Origin of the sequence: Pseudomonas sp. BNK-44-b (assembly GCF_047456245.1) — a bacterium.
Classification (GTDB): domain Bacteria; phylum Pseudomonadota; class Gammaproteobacteria; order Pseudomonadales; family Pseudomonadaceae; genus Aquipseudomonas; species Aquipseudomonas machongensis.
Map to the genome: position 1 here is coordinate 2,611,234 of NZ_CP179908.1, position 15,887 is coordinate 2,627,120.

A 15,887-nucleotide genomic window follows, 5' to 3' on the forward strand; every position below is an offset into this window, starting at 1 on the left:
CACGCGACGATGATCACTGTACGGGCAGGAAATTCATCAGCAGCAGGCTCTGCGCATAGTTGAGGCCGATCCGTCGGTAGCGCTCATCGAGCATCTGCGCCAGCAGGTCGAGGCGTGCGACGATCTTGCCGAACTCGACGGCAAAACTCAGATTGCTGCCCTCCTCCGAGATCTCGTTGGAAAACAGCAGCAACACGCCATTGGCGTCCTGGCGCTGACCGAGCATCCAGGTGGCCTTTTCGATGTTGCGCGCGGCGTTATTGACGAACAGTGGGTCAATGGCGTCGGTCATGTAGAACTCGGTGCGCCCACCGTGGGCGGTAATCAACATGCTGCCGATCGCATAGATGAACGCACCGACCCGATCACCGCGAAACTCCGGGCTCAAAGCATAGCTCAGCGCCGCCAGGTCACGGCGCTCGCCCAGTTGCGGCAACGACTGGCGCTGCTCGATGGCCTGGCGGATCTGGCGCTCGGCAGTGGCGGCATCCAGGTATCCGGACTGCTTCCACTGACTGGGGTTGCGCAGGTAGAGCTTGTTCATCAGCAGATACAGGCTCTGCAGGTTGTCGCGCATGGACAAGGTGGCCATGCGGTCGACACTGGTCTGGAACAGCTCGCCAGGATGCCCGTTACCCAACTGGGTGAATACGTCATGCCCCTGCTGCCCGGTGCACCCGCACAGGGCAATCAAGACACCCACCAATGACAGGCGGGCATGGCGGCGAAAGGCAGGAACAGGCATTTGCACCGGGGTCCAGGGTCAGCGGCCGGGCCGGGAATCGGCGCAGCCTGGCCATGCATAGAGCCCCTGAATGTAAAAAAGTGCGACGTTCAAGGCTGACTAAAGATTTTCAGCCGGCCCATTTGCTCAATTCGTAACAAGAATTGACGACCAAAGCGTGGCCGTGATCTCCTAATACATTACGTAGGGTGCCCCTTTGCAGGGGTGAAACGGGAAACCGGTGCGTCACAGGCCCTTCATGGGTCCGGCAAGTCCGGTGCTGCCCCCGCAACGGTAAGCGAGCGAGCGTCTGATCCACTGTGCCTGCAGTGCGGCATGGGAAGGTGACGCTCTCCCCAGGAGCCAGGCTCCTGCTCGTCAGCCCGGAGACCGGCCCGACGTCTTGTGATCACACCCCGCGGTGGGCGGGCGCTGTTGCATGTCCCTGGGCGGTTCTCGCCTGGGGTTGCCGCGCTTCCTGTCGCCCATGAAAAAAGCAGAGGAATGCGTCATGTCCGTCACCAGCGCCAAACACAGCATCGCCACCCCCGTCAGCCTCAGCCAGCGCCTCGTCGTTGCGGTCGGCGCCAGCCTGCTGGGCTTGTGCCTGGTGTACTTCGCCGGGTTCTCGCACCTGGAGGCGGTGCACAACGCTGCCCACGATACCCGTCACAGCGCCGCCTTCCCTTGCCACTGAGTGTCCGATGATGATCAAGCGTATCGCTCGCACGGCAGGCTTCAGTGGCCTGCTCGCCGCACTTTTGCTGACGCTATTGCAGAGTTTCTGGGTCGCTCCGTTGATCCTTCAAGCCGAAACCTATGAAAACTCGGCCCCCACCGAGCAGCACGAGCACGCCGGTGAAAGTGCCGCTGGCCATGAGCACGGTGCAGAAGCCTGGTCGCCGGAAGACGGCTGGCAGCGCGTGCTGTCGACCACCGGCGGTAACCTGGTGGTGGCAGTCGGTTTCGCGCTGATCCTCGCCGCACTCTACAGCCTGCGCGAACCCGGTCGAGTCAGTACTGGCGCCTTGTGGGGCCTGGGCGGCTTTGCCGTGTTCTGCCTGGCGCCGACCCTGGGCCTGCCACCCGAACTGCCTGGCACCGCCGCAGCCGATCTGGGTCAACGCCAGACCTGGTGGATCGGCACCGCCGCCGCCACTGCAGTGGGCCTGGCGTTGCTGGTCTTCGCGCGGCACTGGCTGCTCAAAGTGCTTGGCGCAGCGCTGCTGGTGGTACCGCACCTGATCGGCGCCCCTCAGCCACTGGTGCATGAAAGCCTGGCGCCCGAAGCGCTGGAAGCACAGTTCAAGGTTGCCTCCTGGCTGACCAACGCAGCCTTCTGGGTCGCACTGGGTCTGCTGAGCGCCTGGCTCTACCGCCGCTCCGCGCAGGCCTGATGGCCGCGCTCTATGCCGGTTTCGGCTGCCGCCGGGGTTGCCCGGCGGCAGTTCTGGAAACCCTGCTGCACCTTGCACTGGCCAACAACGGCCTGACGCTGGCCGCGTTGCGAGGTATCGCCAGCATCGATCTCAAGGCTCAGGAGCCCGGCCTGCGGCAACTGGCCGAGCAGCTCGGCCTGCCGCTGACGCTGTACAGCGCCCAGCAACTGCAGCCCTTCCTGCCCTTGCTCAGCCACCGCTCCGAAATGGCCTTCGACACCACCGGCTGTTGGGGAGTGGCAGAAAGCGCGGCGCTGGCACTGGCAGCGGGCGAGGGTCAGCGCTCGCCGATCCTGACAGTCACCCGACAGGTGCTCGGTGACGCTACCCTGGCCCTGGCCAGCAACGGATAATCGCACTTCATTTCACGTTCAAGGACTTGCCATGACGGTCTATTTCATCGGTGCCGGCCCCGGCGATCCGGAGCTGATCACGGTCAAGGGCCAACGCCTGATCCGTCAATGCCCGGTGATCATCTACGCCGGCTCACTGGTACCGCCCGCGGTACTCGAAGGCCACACCGCCAGTACCCTGATCAACAGCGCCGAACTGCACCTGGAGCAGATCATCGGCGCAATCCGTGACGCCCATGACAAGGGTCTGGATGTGGCCCGTGTACACAGTGGGGACCCGAGCCTGTATGGCGCCATCGGCGAACAGATTCGCCACCTGCGCGAACTGGGCATCGACTACCAGATCATTCCTGGCGTTACCGCCACAGCCGCCAGCGCCGCCCTGCTCGGCTGCGAACTGACGCTGCCGGACATCTCGCAGACCGTCATCCTGACCCGCTACGGCGAGCACTCGCCGATGCCGGCAGGCGAGCAACTGGCGGACCTGGCGCGCCACCGCAGTACCTTGGCCATTCACTTGGGGGTACGCCATCTGCCGCGCATCGTCGAGGAGCTGCTGCCGCACTATGGGGCGGATTGCCCGGTGGCAGTGATCCACCGCGCCACCTGGCCGGACCAGGACTGGGTCAGGGGCCGTCTCGCCGATATCGTCGAGGGTGTTGCCAACAAAGGCTTCCGGCGCACGGCACTGATTCTCGTCGGCCACGTTCTTGGCGATGCACCGTTTGCCGACTCGGCCTTGTACCGCGCCGGCCACGCCCATCTGTATCGCCCCGCCGACTGAGGATTGCCAGCCAGCGTCCAGCGACCGACACTGGCGCATCTCTGTCCACTCCGGAGTTGCGCCATGCTCGAGCTACGCCCCAATTGCGAATGTTGCGATGCCGATTTGCCCCCCGACACCCTGGACGCGCTGATCTGCTCGTTCGAGTGCACCTTCTGCCGCCGCTGCGCTGAACAGCATCTGCAGGGACAATGCCCCAATTGCGCGGGACAATTGCTGCAACGCCCGACACGGCTCGGTACCGCGCTGCTCAACAATCCCGCTTCGACGCATCGTGTGAACAAACCGCATCCCGCCTGTGCGCGCCCGACCTGAGCGCCCTCACCCCACGCCTGCCGGCGAGGGCCTCATCGCCCCTCGCCCCTAGTTTCTTTTGTAGGACTTTTCACCAGCAAATGGCGGCTTTTTCCACACGCCTATACTCGCCATTATCAAAGCGTTCTGATGGACGTATCGTGCCCGCAGCCAGATTGGCCCTACAGACGCATTCCTGGATAACGTCAGGAACGAACATTACTTCGTACAGGAGTTTTCCAATGACCACCGTACTGATGGTCGATGATCACCCTACCGTCCGACTCGCCGTGCGTATTCTGCTCGAGCGGGAACGCTTTGAGGTTGTCGGTGAGTCGGGCAATGGCATCGAGGCCGTACAGATGGCGCGTCAGCTTGCGCCGAAAGTGGTGATTCTCGATATTGGGTTACCGGGCCTGGATGGCATGGAAGTGATCAAGCGATTGCAATTGCTCGATCCTGCGCCAAAAATCATGGTACTCACCGGGCAGTCCTCTGATCTCTACGTCCGTCGCTGCCTGGATGCCGGAATCTCGGCTTTCGTCAACAAGGACGAAGACCTCGATGCGCTGTTGTTCGCGCTAAAGGCACTGGTCAAAGGCTATTCGACCTTTCCGCAGATGTCGGTGAACAGCAGCACCCTGGAATCGGAAACGGACAGGCTCAACAGCCTGTCGAACCGGGAAATGGAAGTCCTGCGCAGGCTCGCGCGGGGAGAGAACAACAAGTACATAGGGACGGCCATGAACCTCAGCGCCAAGACCATCAGCACCTACCGCGGTCGAATCGGAGAAAAACTCAAGACCGAGTCGCTGGTCGAAATGGTCGACCTGGCCAAACGCAACCAAGTGAACTGAGCCTCGCGACCATGAGGCACACCCTTGGCGGCCTGCTACTGGCAGCGGCGGCCCTGCTGGTATCGGGCGCCGTCATTGGTGAAAGCGAACCGCGACACTTGCTGGCTCGCTCGATCAGTGCCAGTGTCGCGCTGCCGCTGAGCGACAGCGACCGCCAGTGGCTGCGCGAGCGCAAGGTGCTGGTCCTGGGCAGTTCGCGTCCTGACTACCCCCCCTTTGAAATCAATGTCAGCCCAAACGACTACGAAGGGTTGAGTGCGGACTATGCTGGCCTGATCGGCGAGCAACTGGGCATGCCGATCGAAGTACGCCGTTTTGCCAGTCGCACAGCGGCCATCGAAGCCCTGCACCAGGGGCAGATCGACCTGCTTGGCAGCTCCAACGGCTTCGAAGCAGCCGATGCCAAGTTGTCCCTGAGCCAAACCTATGCCGACGACCTTCCGGTGATCGTCACACGTCAGGACCGCCCCCAGTTGCACAGTGAAGATCTGGCCGGCCTGCGCCTGGCCATGGTCGATCACTACCTGCCCAAGACGGCTGTCCAAGCCCTGTATCCCCAGGCGCAGCTGATCCTCTACAGCTCGACCTACGCAGGCCTCAGCGCAGTGGCGCAGGGTGATGCCGATGCCTACATCGGCGATGCCATCAGCTCGGACTTCGCCATTGGACGAGCCTATCAAGGCCTGGTGCGCATCGACCATTTCGTCCAGGCACCCGCAGGCGCTTTCGCCTTCGCACTGGACCAACACAACACCAGGCTACTCAGCCTGGTCGACCAGGCGTTACAGAGGATTACCGACAGCGAGCGCCTGAACATCCTGCGCCGCTGGTCCAGTGGCAACACCAGCCTACTCCTGCAGCGTCGCCTTTCCACGCTCACCGATGAAGAACAGCGCTGGCTGGCCAGAGCCCCCAGGATACGGGTACTGATCAACCCAAGCTTTGCACCAATCACATTCAACGACACCCAGCAGCAACCCAACGGCATTACACTGGACGTTCTCAAACAGATCACTTTGCGCACCGGCCTGCGTTTCGACATCGTTGAACGCAACTCCGTAGCGGCCATGGTCGATGAGGTGGCACGGGGTGATGCACAGATGGTCGGAGCCCTGGATTACAGCCCGTCGCGCGCATCGCGCGTGCGTTTCACCCGCCCCTACCTGGTCAGCCCCAACGTGCAGGTCGTGCGCCACACCAGCACGCAGGCCGGCCCACAGGACGCACAACGCATCGCGCTGGTGCGTGACGGCTCCCAGGAGGTCGCGCTGCGCCAGCGTTATCCGCAGGCTCATGTGGTCGAGGCCAACAACACGTTGGCGATGATGGAGTCGGTGGCCAAGGGCAATGCCGACGTCGCGCTGATCAGCAACATCAGCGCGTCCTACTACCTGACTCATGTGTTCAAGGACAGGTTGCGCATCGCCGGCTTGCAGGACGACAGCCAGACAGCAATAGCTTTTGCCGTGGCGCCGGATCTGCCGCAATTGCAGTCGATCATGGACAAGGCGTTGCTGAGTATCCCGCCGGAAGAACTGGACCAATTGATCAACCGTTGGCGCACCAGCACCATCGTCAGCGATAGCCTGTGGGGCAACTACCGCTCGCTGGCATTGCAGGTGCTGGTGCTTTCGGCATTTTTGCTGGCCGGCGTGGTGTTCTGGAACGGCTATCTGCGCAAGTTGATCCACCAGCGCAGCGAGGCACAACGGGCGCTGCAGGCGCAGCTCACGCTCAGCCGCAGCCTGCTGGAACAGTTGCGTCAGGCCAAGGAGGATGCCGAGCGTGCCAGCCAGGCCAAAAGCAGCTTCCTGGCAATCATGAGCCATGAGATCCGCACCCCCATGAACGCGGTGATCGGGCTGCTGGAACTGGCACTCGAAGACAACCGTCAAGGCCACAGCGACCCGCAGGGCTTGCAGACTGCACACGATGCCGCACTCGGCCTGCTCGACCTGATCGGCGACATTCTCGACATCTCGCGCATCGAGTCCGGGCACATGGTCTTGCAGCCCGTAGCCACCGACCTGGTCGAGCTCGTCCGCTCGACCGTACGCGCCTTCGAAGCCAATGCCAAGGTCAAGGGACTGACGCTTCAAACCAGGCTCCCAGAGTCGCCGATCTGGGCCTCTGTCGATCCGGTAAGGCTACGCCAGGTGGTGTCCAACCTGCTCAGCAATGCGATCAAGTTCACCGAGCAAGGCCAGGTCGAAGTCGGTCTGAACGTGCAGGCCCAGACCAAAGATGTCCTGCAAGTGGAACTGCAGGTGCAAGACAGCGGCATCGGCATCAGCGAAGCCGATCAGGCCAGGCTGTTCCAGGCCTTCGCCCAACTCGACGGCCAGCGCGCGCGCCATGGTGCCGGGCTGGGCCTGATCATCAGCCGTACATTGTGCCAACTCATGGGCGGCGTCCTGCAACTGCAGAGCCTGCAGGGCGTCGGCACCCGAATCGATATAAGCCTGTCGCTGCCGAGCGCCGAGCCCCTGGTCGCGCAGCCCCAGCCCGAGCTACTCGGCGACACTGCCCAGGCCGGTCCTTTGCATGTCCTGGTCGTGGATGACTACCCGGCCAACCTCATGCTCCTCGAAAAGCAACTATGCACTCTCGGGCACAAGGTGCGCCTGGCTGAAAATGGCCAGACGGCCCTGGCGCTCTGGCAGGCAGAAGCGTTCGACCTGGTGATCACCGACTGCAGCATGCCCGTGATGGATGGCCACGAGCTGACACGACGCATCCGCGCATTGGAACGCGAACGCGGTGCCCAGCCCTGCCGAATCCTCGGCGTCACGGCCAACGCCCAGGCCGAAGCCAAGGCACAGTGCCTGGCCGATGGCATGGACGAGTGCCTGTTCAAACCGATCGACCTGCGTACCCTCAAGGCCCACTTGCCCCAGGCGCCGACTACCGAGGCAACGCCCCCGGAAGATGCACCGCCGGACAGTGGTTTCGACATTGCTCAGTTGCGCCATCTCACCCAGGACGACGTAGAGCTGACTCGGCGCCTGCTCGAACAACTCGCCCAGAGCACCGCGCAAGACCTGCAGGCCCTGCGCGAGCTGGCGCCGGGCCACACATCAGCGCAGGTGAAAACGCTGGTGCACCGGATCAAAGGCGGTGCGCGCATGCTCAAGGTCAGGGGGGTGGTCCGCGATTGCGAAACGCTGGAACAGGCACTGGCCGATGGAGCGCCCAGCGATGCATTGCTCGCGCGCCTGGAGGCAAACCTCCAGGGCCTGGAGCATCAGTTGCGCGAGGGGCTCAATGCAATTGCAGGGTCGAACTGATCTGGCTGATCGCATCGACCACGTGACGTGAGCCTTGCTGGATCTCCATGATCACGGTACCGGCCTCGTTGGCCAGCTCCACGCCCAACCCCGTGCGCGACAGGCTCGACTGCATGCTGGCCACCGCCGTCAGTGACAGGTCGTGATTCTGTCGCACCACCTCGACGATCTCCAGCGTGGCTTTGCTGGTCCGCGCCGCCAGGCTGCGCACCTCGTCAGCCACAACCGCGAAACCGCGCCCGTGCTCACCGGCACGCGCGGCCTCGATGGCGGCATTGAGTGCCAACAGGTTGGTCTGGTCGGCAATCCCGCGAATGGTCAGGACGATCTTTCCGATCAGCTCCGACTGCTTGCTCACCGCATCGATGCTGCGCGCCGCGTCGTTGAGCTCCTCGGAAATCTGCTCGATCACCTGCACCGTCTGCTGCACCACCTGGGTTCCCTTGCGCGCGCAGGCGTCGGTCTGCACGGAGCTTGCGTGAGCCGCATCGGCCGCGCTCTGCTGGGTGCTGACCTGATTGGTGATGTCGCTGGCGAACTTGACCACCTTGTACAGGCGGCCTTTGCCATCGAAGATCGGATTATAGGAAGCCTCCAGGTACACCGTCTGGCCTTGCTTGTTGACCCGTTCGAAGCGGTGGGAGTGATACTCGCCCCGGTTGAGCGATGCCCAGAACTCCCGGTACTGGGGCGATTCGCGCTCATGGGGCAGGCAGAACAACCCATGATGACGCCCCGTGACCTCCTCCAGGCGATAGCCCATGGTATCGAGGAAGTTCTGGTTGGCCGTGATCACCCGCCCTTCGGGCGTGAACTCGATCACCGCCATCGAGCGACCGATGGCCTTGAGCAGGCTTTCGCTCTCATGCTCTTCGTTGACCCCGCGGGTGATGTCGGCCGCGACCTTGATCACGCTGGTAACCTGCTGTTGATCATCGAGCACTGGCATGTAGCTCGCCTCCAGCCACACCTCGCGCCCGGACTTGTCGATACGTTCGAACGTACCGCTGATCGCCTTGCCCTGCCCCAGCTCATGCCATAGCTGCAGGTACTCGGCGCTCTTGGCATAGGTTGGGTCGCAGAACAGACGGTGATGCTTGCCGCGGATCTCATCGGCGCTGTAGCCCATCGTTGCGCAGAAGTGGTCGTTGGCGTCGAGGATGGTGCCATCCGGGGCGAACTCGATCATCGCCATGGAGCGACTGATCGCGGCTAACTTGGCTTCCATGCCTGCCAGTGCCTGGCGGCTACGCTGAATCTCGATCAGGTCGGACTTGCGATGGTACTCGAACATGCGCCGGGCCTCCTTGTGTGCGCAGGGGTTTCCTGAGCATAGATGGGCCCCGCCGCCATGCAAGCGATCTGATATCACCTTGTGATTAGGCGGTTTCGAAGGGAGATTCGACCGTACCCGCACCCGGTCAGGTACTTTCCCGCACCACCAACTCGAAGCCCATGTCCTGCTGCTGCTCCACGTCCCGCTTGCCGTCGAGCAGACTCAACAGCGCCTGCGCGGCAGTGCGCCCCACAGCGGCCCTTGGCGTACGGATCGAGGTCAGGCGCGGCACCATGTGCGCCGAAGCCGGCAGGTCGTTGAAGCCGACCATCGCCACCTGCCGCGGAACCTCGACACCTTGGCGCAATGCCTGGAGCACCGCGCCCTGAGCCAGGTCATCGTTGCAGAAGAACAGTCCGTCGACATCCGGTGCCTTGGCCAGCAAACGGCTGAACAGCTCGCCACCAAGGCCGATCGATGAGGGTTGTGGGTCCAGCATCTCCAGCTCCGGTGCCTGCAAGCCGGCCTCCGTCAACGCCTGGCGAAACCCCTCGGCGCGCTGCATCACCCGCGGATCGAGCTGCGCCGCGATGAAGCCCAGGCGCCTGCGGCCACGCTCAATGAGGTGGCGAGCGGCGGCGCGCCCCGCCTGCTGCTGCGAAAACCCCACCGACAGCGCGCCCGGCTCCCCGCCAAGCTCCATCATGTGGACACAGGGCACGCCGCTGGCTGCGAGCATCTGCCGCGAAGCATCGCTGCGCTCGAACCCGGTCAGCAGGATGCCGCAGGGCTGGTAGGCGAGGTAGTTGCGGATCAGGTTCTCTTCCTCGGCGCTGTCGTAGTGATAGTTGCCGATCAGCACCTCCAACCCGCGAGGACGCATCACGTCGTGAATCGCCTCCAGCGTGTCGATGAACAGTTGGTTGGACAGCGATGGAATCAATACCACCACCGACTGGCTGCGTGCCGATGCCAGGGCACGGGCGGCCGGGTTGGCCACGTACCCCAGGCTCGCTGCGGCGGCAATGACCTTTTCCACCAACTCCGGTGCAACCGTGCTGACGCCGCGCAGCGCGCGCGAAGCGGTAATGGGAGAAACCCCTGAAAGCCTGGCGACTTCGGCCAGAGTGGGACGACCTGTGGTGCGGGAGCCGGTGCGGGTCATGAATGTTGTAATTTTACTACTTGCAAGAAGTGGGAACGGTCACTAAGGTAGCGCTGTCTCAGGACGCAGGCAACGTAATAATTGCCGCAGCATCCATACTGCGTATCACAAGATCAATAACACCCGGGAGGGTGGCGCTTGCACCACTGCTCGTCGAGCGTGAGACAGCGCTGTCTTACCCCGCAGGAGGTACCGATGAACCTTTCCCCTTGCGCCATCGTGGTCATGGGCGTGGCAGGCTGCGGCAAAAGCTGCGTCGGCCAGGCCGTCGCTGCGCGTAGTGGCGGACGCCTGATCGAGGGCGACGCCTTCCACCCTGCCGAAAACATCCAGAAAATGAGCGCCGGCATTCCCCTGGACGACAACGACCGTGCCGGTTGGCTGGTACGCCTGGGCGAAGAGCTGCAGGCCATTCTCCAGGCCGGCGAACGCCCGATCCTCACCTGTTCGGCGCTCAAGCGCCGCTACCGCGACACCCTGCGCCAGGCCGTGCCAGGCCTGGGATTCGTTTTTCTCGAATTGAGCCCTGAAGAGGCCGAAAAACGCGTGCTCGCACGTCCCGGCCACTTCATGCCGGCAAGCCTCATCAGCAGCCAGTTCGCGACCCTCGAATCGCCGCATGGCGAACCGCTCACGCTGGCACTGGACGCCACCCGTCCGATCGAAGCACTTGCCGAATCCGTGCACGACTGGCTAAAGCCCTGCGGTGACCGGCCCCTGGCGCGAACTGCCTGATCCGGCGGTTTTCCGGCTCACCAAAGACAGCGCTGTCCCGACGCCTGCAGGCGTCAAAAGTTCACTCACGTTTCGCCATTACAACAACGACAAGACCGAGGCATAGACACCATGTTCGGACTGGCTACTGATACCTACCTGCTGCTCGACGCGCTGGTTACCATCGTCGGGCTCATCCTGCTGATCACCCATTTCAAGGTCCACCCCTTCGTCGCCCTGACCCTGGCCGCAGGCTTTCTCGGCCTGACCTCCGGCATGCCGGTGGCCAAGGTCATGAAATCGTTCCAGGACGGCTTCGGCGGCGTGCTCGGCTTTGTCGGCATCGTCCTGGCGCTGGGGACCATGCTCGGCAAGCTGATGGCCGACTCCGGCGGCGCCGACCAGATCGCACAGACGCTGATCCGAGCCTTCGGCAAGCAGAAAGTGCATTGGGCGATGATGTTCGCCGCTTTCCTGGTGGGCATCCCACTGTTCTTCGAGATCGGCTTCGTGCTGCTGATCCCGCTGGTATTCATCGTCGCCCGCCGCTCCGGGGTGTCGCTGGTGAAGATCGGCATCCCGCTGCTGGCAGGGCTCTCGGTGGTGCATGGCCTGGTGCCGCCGCACCCTGGCCCATTGCTGGCGATCGGCATTTTCCACGCCGATATCGGCAAGACCATCTTCTACGGCCTGCTGGTGGCACTGCCTACTGCAGTCATCGCCGGGCCGCTGTTCGGTAACTTCATCTCCCGCTACATTCCGGGCAACCCGTCCCAGGAGCTGATGGACCAGATCGCCCGCGACTCCGACCAGAAAAACCTGCCCAGCTTCACCATCACGCTGGTCACCGTGCTGCTGCCAGTGGCGCTCATGTTGCTCAAGACCTTCGCCGACGTGGTACTCCCGACTGACCACATCGTGCGTCAGTGGATGGACCTGATCGGCCACCCCATCACCGCGCTGCTCGCCGCCTTGCTCCTGGCGTTCTACACCTTCGGTTCGGCCCGCGGTTTCAGCCGTCAGCAGATCATGAAGATGCTCGACCAGAGCCTGGCGCCCACCGCGGCGATCGTGCTGATCGTCGGTGCAGGCGGCGGCTTCAAGCAGATGCTGGTGGACACCGGCGTCGGTAACGTGATCGGACAGATGGCCGTGCAGGCTCAAATTTCACCCATCATGCTGGCCTGGCTGGTGGCGGCGGTGATTCGCATCGCTACAGGTTCGGCAACCGTGGCGACCATCACCGGCGCCGGTATCGTCGCGCCGGTGATCGAACTGGTGCCGGGGGTGAACCGTGAGCTGCTGGTACTGGCCACCGGCGCTGGCTCGCTGATTCTGTCCCACGTCAACGACGCCGGGTTCTGGCTGGTCAAGCAGTACTTCAACATGACCGTGGCCGAGACCTTCAAGACCTGGAGCATGATGGAAACCATCCTGTCCGTGGTCGGCATCATCTTCATCATGCTGTTGTCGATGGTGGTGTGACCGTCGGTCGGGATGATGGCACCTTGCTGAGCAGGACGGGGCCCAAGAGGAAGATGCCCCTGTCCTGCGCAAAGGAGTTTGCCCCATGAAGCGATCCCTGACCCGTACCTGCCTGCTCGCCGCCTTGCTTTGCTCACCACTGGCCATGGCGGTTGGCACCGGCACCACTTACCCGGACGATCCGCATAACCCCGCGCCACAGCCTGGTGTAGACAGCACCCTCAACCCGGTTGAAAAACCCATGCCGCGCGATACCGACCCGCGGATCCAGGGCAACGACCCGGAAAGCCCGCCGGCCCGGCAGAACGACAACCGCGACCTGCCCGGCATGGACGGCAGCGGCTCTGAGGGTAATGGTAGCCAGGGCGGCGGTGGCAAGCCCTGAGGGTCACCACTGCCGCTTGTCCGGCCTGCTCAACCCCAGCTTTTCGATCTTGTAGAGCATGCCGCGTGACGGCCCCAGCAAGCGTGCCGACTTGGTGACATTCCGGTCGGTGCGCTCAAGGGTTCGGCAGGCCCTGTCGCGGTCCATGTCCGGCAGGCTGGCTCCGGCCTCGAGGCGCTGGGGTTCGTATACAGCGTGATGAGCCATGAAACGGCTGCGAGGTGTGCTTGAGCCTCTGCATGACCGGCGGTATTGCCCAACGCCCAACGCGCGCTTTATCCGGTCGGGTGAGGCTCTGATCAGCGCCCCATCACCTCCACCACCCAGTCGATGAACACCCGCAACCGCGCGCCCACATGCCGATTCGGCGGATAAGCGACGTACAACGGCATCGGCTCCAACTGCCAATCTTCGAACACCCGCACCAGCGCACCGCTGGCCAGTGGCGCGCGGGCCATGTAGTCCGGCAGCCACAGCACCCCAAGCCCAGCCACCCCGGCCGCCAGGTAGGCGTTGCCATCGTCCACCGCCAGCACCTGGGTGCCGCGGACCTGCAGCCGCTCGGTGCCGCGAACGAGGGCATAGGGCAGCGGTTTGCCGGTACGTGCCCAGAGAAAACCTACCGTACGGTGGTCAGAACCCTCCAGGTCCGAAGGGTGGGCAGGGGTGCCAAGGCGTTCGAGGTAAGCCGGCGCCGCATACACCCCCAACTGCAGGTCGGCAACCTTGCGCGCCATCAGCGACTGGTCCAGCAGTTCGCCTCCGCGCACCACGCAATCGACATGCTCGCCAATGATGTCGACGATACGATCGCTGACGCCCATGTCGATCTGGATGTCCGGGTAGCGGGCATGGAAGTCCGGCAGCGCCGGCACCAGCACCAGGCTTGCCAGCGGGCTCGGTACATCGACCCGCAACTTGCCACGCGGCAGGCCGGCAGCGCCGCTGAGGCTACTCTCCGCATCCTCGAGCTCCGCCAACAGTCGCAACACCCGCTGGTAGAACTGCTCGCCATCGCGGGTCACACTCACCTTGCGCGTGGTGCGGTTGAGCAGGCGCACGCGCAGGCGGGTTTCTAACTGCTGCACCAGCTGGGTCACACTGGTACGGCTCATGTGCAGCGTCTCCGCAGCCTTGGTGAAGCTGCCCGCCTCTACCACCCGGGCAAAGGCACGCATTGCGTCGAACCGGTCCATCAGCGCCTCGATTGTTTGGAATCAACAAACAATGATAACCAGACTCGCACGTTTATCGAACAGGTCTGGGCTCGTACAGTCGCCCCATCACCCCCTGATGGAGAAAACACCATGAACCAACGCGACGTTGTATTCCCTGCTGGCCGTCAGGCCCTGTACGACATCAATCACTACTCCCCGGCCGTGCGCAGCAACGGCTTGCTGTTCGTCTCCGGGCAAGTTGGCAGCCGCGAGGACGGCTCACCCGAGCCGGGCTTGGAAAACCAGGTGCGCCGGGCCTTCGCCAACCTCCAGGCGATTCTCGCCGCCGCCGGTTGCAGCTTCGCTGACGTGCAGGACGTGACCCTGTTCATCGTCGACCCACAAAACAAGTTCCAGGCCATCTGGGACTTGGTGCGCGCTGAATTCTGGGGGCCAGCACCTTACCCAACGGTGACGGCTGTCGGGGTAACCTGGTTGTACGGCTTCGATTTCGAGATCAAGGTGGTGGCGCGGTTGCCGCAGTGATGTAGGGAGGCAGATGGCCCTATCGCGGGACAAGCCTGCTCCTACAAAAGCGCCGCAACTGCTGAATACAGCAGTGTCACTTATGGGAGCGGCGGTTCGGCGCCCCGACTTGTCCCGCGATAGGGCCATCTGCCTCCACAACGATTAAGACAGTCATATTCCCCTGCTCTACTCCCCTCACGCGGCACGCAGCCTGCGAGCTCGGACGAAATGCGCATCGCGCCCTTTCGATATGCGGCAAGTGAAGGCACAATGCGTGTCCTTTTTTTTGGCCGGCCTGGCCGGGGGCCTTTGAAATGATCAAGACGCCGTACTACCTCATCGACAAAACCAAGCTGCTGGGCAACCTGGAGAAGATCGCCTACGTGCGCGAACACTCCGGCGCCAAGGCCTTGCTCGCCCTCAAGTGCTTCGCCACCTGGTCGGTATTCGACCTGATGGAGCAGTACATGGACGGCACCACCTCCTCCTCGCTCTACGAGCTCAAGCTCGGCCGCCAGAAGTTCGCCGGCGAGACCCACGCCTACAGCGTGGCCTGGGCCGACGATGAGGTCGAGGAAATGCTGGAGAACTGCGACAAGATCATCTTCAACTCCATCGGCCAGCTCCAGCGCTTCGCCGAGCAGTCCGAAGGCAAGACCCGCGGCCTGCGCGTCAACCCGCAGGTGAGCAGCTCCGACTACCTGCTGGCCGACCCGGCGCGTCCGTTCAGCCGCCTGGGCGAATGGGATCCGGAAAAGATCGAAAAGGTGATCGGCACGATCTCCGGCTTCATGTTCCACAACAATTGCGAAAACGGCGACTTCAGCCTGTTCGACAAGATGCTCTCGCACATCGAAGAGCGCTTCGGCCATTTGCTGCACCAGGTCCAGTGGGTCAGCCTCGGCGGCGGCATCCACTTCACCGGCGAAGGCTATGCACTCGACGCTTTCTGCGCCCGCCTGAAAGGCTTCTCCGAGAAGTACGGCGTGCAGGTCTACCTGGAGCCCGGTGAAGCAGCGATCACCAACAGCGCCTCGCTGGAAGTCACCGTGCTGGACACGCTCTACAACGGCAAGCACCTGGCCGTGGTCGACAGCTCCATCGAAGCGCACATGCTCGACCTGCTGATCTACCGCCTCAACGCCAAGATGGCCCCCAACGACGGCGAGCACACCTACATGGTCTGCGGCAAGTCGTGCCTGGCCGGCGACATCTTCGGCGAATACCAATTCGATCGTCCTCTGGCCATCGGCGATCGCCTGTCGTTCATCGACGCGGCGGGCTACACCATGGTCAAGAAGAACTGGTTCAACGGTCTGAAGATGCCGGCCATCGTCGTCAAGCAGCTCGACGGCAGCGTCGAGGTCAAGCGCGAGTTCGGTTTCGAAGACTACGTTTCCAGCCTGTCGTAAGACCGGCTTTCAGTAAGGAGCAAGGGA

General features: G+C 63.1%; 16 protein-coding genes, 2 pseudogenes and 1 riboswitch. Of the genes and pseudogenes, 12 read left to right on the forward strand and 6 right to left on the reverse strand.

Translation table 11 applies throughout. The annotated features are described in order from the left end of the window. Positions 1 to 13: 13 nt before the first annotated feature. Complete coding sequence (locus ACMGGG_RS11725; protein ID WP_054890733.1) at positions 14 to 745, reverse strand: hypothetical protein; 732 nt, start codon at positions 743 to 745, stop codon at positions 14 to 16. Between the two features lie 169 nt (positions 746 to 914). Next, positions 915 to 1,138: riboswitch (cobalamin riboswitch) on the forward strand. A gap of 97 nt (positions 1,139 to 1,235) precedes the next feature. Between ACMGGG_RS11725 and ACMGGG_RS11730 the strand changes: the two genes are divergently transcribed. The 7 genes from ACMGGG_RS11730 to ACMGGG_RS11760 all read left to right on the forward strand — a co-directional run bounded on the left by ACMGGG_RS11730 (position 1,236) and on the right by ACMGGG_RS11760 (position 7,738). Continuing rightward, the gene (locus ACMGGG_RS11730) at positions 1,236 to 1,421 is read left to right on the forward strand and encodes a CbtB domain-containing protein (protein WP_063545029.1); all 186 of its coding nucleotides are present in this window, start codon (positions 1,236 to 1,238) and stop codon (positions 1,419 to 1,421) included. A 10-nt stretch (positions 1,422 to 1,431) separates the two neighbouring features. Next, a complete protein-coding gene (locus tag ACMGGG_RS11735; protein ID WP_054890887.1) occupies positions 1,432 to 2,121 on the forward strand; it encodes a CbtA family protein in 690 nt (229 codons plus the stop codon). Continuing rightward, a complete protein-coding gene (locus ACMGGG_RS11740; RefSeq protein ID WP_112898366.1) occupies positions 2,121 to 2,516 on the forward strand; it encodes a cobalamin biosynthesis protein in 396 nt (131 codons plus the stop codon). Before ACMGGG_RS11735 ends, ACMGGG_RS11740 begins: the two co-directional genes overlap by 1 nt. A 31-nt stretch (positions 2,517 to 2,547) precedes the next feature. After that, positions 2,548 to 3,300, forward strand: coding sequence for a precorrin-4 C(11)-methyltransferase (gene cobM / locus ACMGGG_RS11745; RefSeq protein WP_112898367.1), 753 nt, complete (start codon positions 2,548 to 2,550; stop codon positions 3,298 to 3,300). A gap of 63 nt (positions 3,301 to 3,363) precedes the next feature. Next, the gene (locus ACMGGG_RS11750) at positions 3,364 to 3,615 is read left to right on the forward strand and encodes a DUF1272 domain-containing protein (RefSeq protein WP_081255245.1); all 252 of its coding nucleotides are present in this window, start codon (positions 3,364 to 3,366) and stop codon (positions 3,613 to 3,615) included. A gap of 221 nt (positions 3,616 to 3,836) precedes the next feature. Further along, positions 3,837 to 4,451: a response regulator transcription factor gene (locus ACMGGG_RS11755; RefSeq protein ID WP_063545031.1), complete on the forward strand. Its 615-nt coding sequence runs from the start codon at positions 3,837 to 3,839 to the stop codon at positions 4,449 to 4,451. Between the two features lie 11 nt (positions 4,452 to 4,462). Further along, entirely contained in the window at positions 4,463 to 7,738 is a 3,276-nt protein-coding gene (locus tag ACMGGG_RS11760) for a transporter substrate-binding domain-containing protein (RefSeq protein WP_414155533.1), read from the forward strand. Here the strand turns inward: ACMGGG_RS11760 and ACMGGG_RS11765 are convergent. The 3 genes and pseudogenes from ACMGGG_RS11765 to ACMGGG_RS11775 form a co-directional block, all read right to left on the reverse strand. Next, a complete protein-coding gene (locus ACMGGG_RS11765) occupies positions 7,713 to 8,207 on the reverse strand; it encodes a methyl-accepting chemotaxis protein (protein ID WP_370672098.1) in 495 nt (164 codons plus the stop codon). The genes ACMGGG_RS11760 and ACMGGG_RS11765 overlap by 26 nt on opposite strands. A gap of 42 nt (positions 8,208 to 8,249) precedes the next feature. Continuing rightward, positions 8,250 to 9,032 (reverse strand): annotated as a pseudogene (locus ACMGGG_RS11770) (PAS domain-containing protein); the annotation flags it as partial. A gap of 127 nt (positions 9,033 to 9,159) precedes the next feature. After that, the gene (locus ACMGGG_RS11775) at positions 9,160 to 10,179 is read right to left on the reverse strand and encodes a LacI family DNA-binding transcriptional regulator (RefSeq protein WP_112898369.1); all 1,020 of its coding nucleotides are present in this window, start codon (positions 10,177 to 10,179) and stop codon (positions 9,160 to 9,162) included. Between the two features lie 195 nt (positions 10,180 to 10,374). Here ACMGGG_RS11775 and ACMGGG_RS11780 point away from each other — a divergent pair, with 195 nt between their 5' ends. From ACMGGG_RS11780 to ACMGGG_RS11790, 3 genes are all read left to right on the forward strand, one after another. Continuing rightward, positions 10,375 to 10,914, forward strand: a complete 540-nt coding sequence (locus ACMGGG_RS11780; protein ID WP_414155534.1) for a gluconokinase — start codon at positions 10,375 to 10,377, stop codon at positions 10,912 to 10,914. A 111-nt stretch (positions 10,915 to 11,025) separates the two neighbouring features. Continuing rightward, positions 11,026 to 12,378 (forward strand): GntP family permease, encoded by a 1,353-nt coding sequence (locus tag ACMGGG_RS11785; protein WP_054890743.1) that lies wholly within the window; start codon positions 11,026 to 11,028, stop codon positions 12,376 to 12,378. Positions 12,379 to 12,463: 85 nt separating this feature from the next. Then, positions 12,464 to 12,763, forward strand: coding sequence for a hypothetical protein (locus ACMGGG_RS11790; RefSeq protein ID WP_063545035.1), 300 nt, complete (start codon positions 12,464 to 12,466; stop codon positions 12,761 to 12,763). Positions 12,764 to 12,766: 3 nt separating this feature from the next. Here ACMGGG_RS11790 and ACMGGG_RS11795 read toward each other — a convergent pair. Next, a pseudogene (locus ACMGGG_RS11795) lies at positions 12,767 to 12,934 on the reverse strand (sigma-54-dependent Fis family transcriptional regulator); the annotation flags it as partial. 128 nt (positions 12,935 to 13,062) lie between these two features. Next, entirely contained in the window at positions 13,063 to 13,959 is an 897-nt protein-coding gene (locus ACMGGG_RS11800; RefSeq protein ID WP_323454788.1) for a LysR substrate-binding domain-containing protein, read from the reverse strand. A gap of 111 nt (positions 13,960 to 14,070) precedes the next feature. Between ACMGGG_RS11800 and ACMGGG_RS11805 the strand changes: the two genes are divergently transcribed. After that, positions 14,071 to 14,466, forward strand: a complete 396-nt coding sequence (locus ACMGGG_RS11805; RefSeq protein WP_112898372.1) for a RidA family protein — start codon at positions 14,071 to 14,073, stop codon at positions 14,464 to 14,466. Between the two features lie 296 nt (positions 14,467 to 14,762). Beyond that, a complete protein-coding gene (locus ACMGGG_RS11810; RefSeq protein ID WP_054890747.1) occupies positions 14,763 to 15,860 on the forward strand; it encodes a carboxynorspermidine decarboxylase in 1,098 nt (365 codons plus the stop codon). Positions 15,861 to 15,887 lie beyond the last annotated feature (27 nt).

Bases quoted from the DNA above. Each gene is read 5' to 3' on its own strand.
- ACMGGG_RS11725 (WP_054890733.1), bottom strand. From the start codon at position 745: ATGCCTGTTCCTGCCTTTCGCCGCCATGCCCGCCTGTCATTGGTGGGT.
- ACMGGG_RS11730 (WP_063545029.1), top strand. From the start codon at position 1,236: ATGTCCGTCACCAGCGCCAAACACAGCATCGCCACCCCCGTCAGCCTC.
- ACMGGG_RS11735 (WP_054890887.1), top strand. From the start codon at position 1,432: ATGATCAAGCGTATCGCTCGCACGGCAGGCTTCAGTGGCCTGCTCGCC.
- ACMGGG_RS11740 (WP_112898366.1), top strand. From the start codon at position 2,121: ATGGCCGCGCTCTATGCCGGTTTCGGCTGCCGCCGGGGTTGCCCGGCG.
- cobM (WP_112898367.1), top strand. From the start codon at position 2,548: ATGACGGTCTATTTCATCGGTGCCGGCCCCGGCGATCCGGAGCTGATC.
- ACMGGG_RS11750 (WP_081255245.1), top strand. From the start codon at position 3,364: ATGCTCGAGCTACGCCCCAATTGCGAATGTTGCGATGCCGATTTGCCC.
- ACMGGG_RS11755 (WP_063545031.1), top strand. From the start codon at position 3,837: ATGACCACCGTACTGATGGTCGATGATCACCCTACCGTCCGACTCGCC.
- ACMGGG_RS11760 (WP_414155533.1), top strand. From the start codon at position 4,463: ATGAGGCACACCCTTGGCGGCCTGCTACTGGCAGCGGCGGCCCTGCTG.
- ACMGGG_RS11775 (WP_112898369.1), bottom strand. From the start codon at position 10,179: ATGACCCGCACCGGCTCCCGCACCACAGGTCGTCCCACTCTGGCCGAA.
- ACMGGG_RS11780 (WP_414155534.1), top strand. From the start codon at position 10,375: ATGAACCTTTCCCCTTGCGCCATCGTGGTCATGGGCGTGGCAGGCTGC.
- ACMGGG_RS11785 (WP_054890743.1), top strand. From the start codon at position 11,026: ATGTTCGGACTGGCTACTGATACCTACCTGCTGCTCGACGCGCTGGTT.
- ACMGGG_RS11790 (WP_063545035.1), top strand. From the start codon at position 12,464: ATGAAGCGATCCCTGACCCGTACCTGCCTGCTCGCCGCCTTGCTTTGC.
- ACMGGG_RS11800 (WP_323454788.1), bottom strand. From the start codon at position 13,959: ATGGACCGGTTCGACGCAATGCGTGCCTTTGCCCGGGTGGTAGAGGCG.
- ACMGGG_RS11805 (WP_112898372.1), top strand. From the start codon at position 14,071: ATGAACCAACGCGACGTTGTATTCCCTGCTGGCCGTCAGGCCCTGTAC.
- ACMGGG_RS11810 (WP_054890747.1), top strand. From the start codon at position 14,763: ATGATCAAGACGCCGTACTACCTCATCGACAAAACCAAGCTGCTGGGC.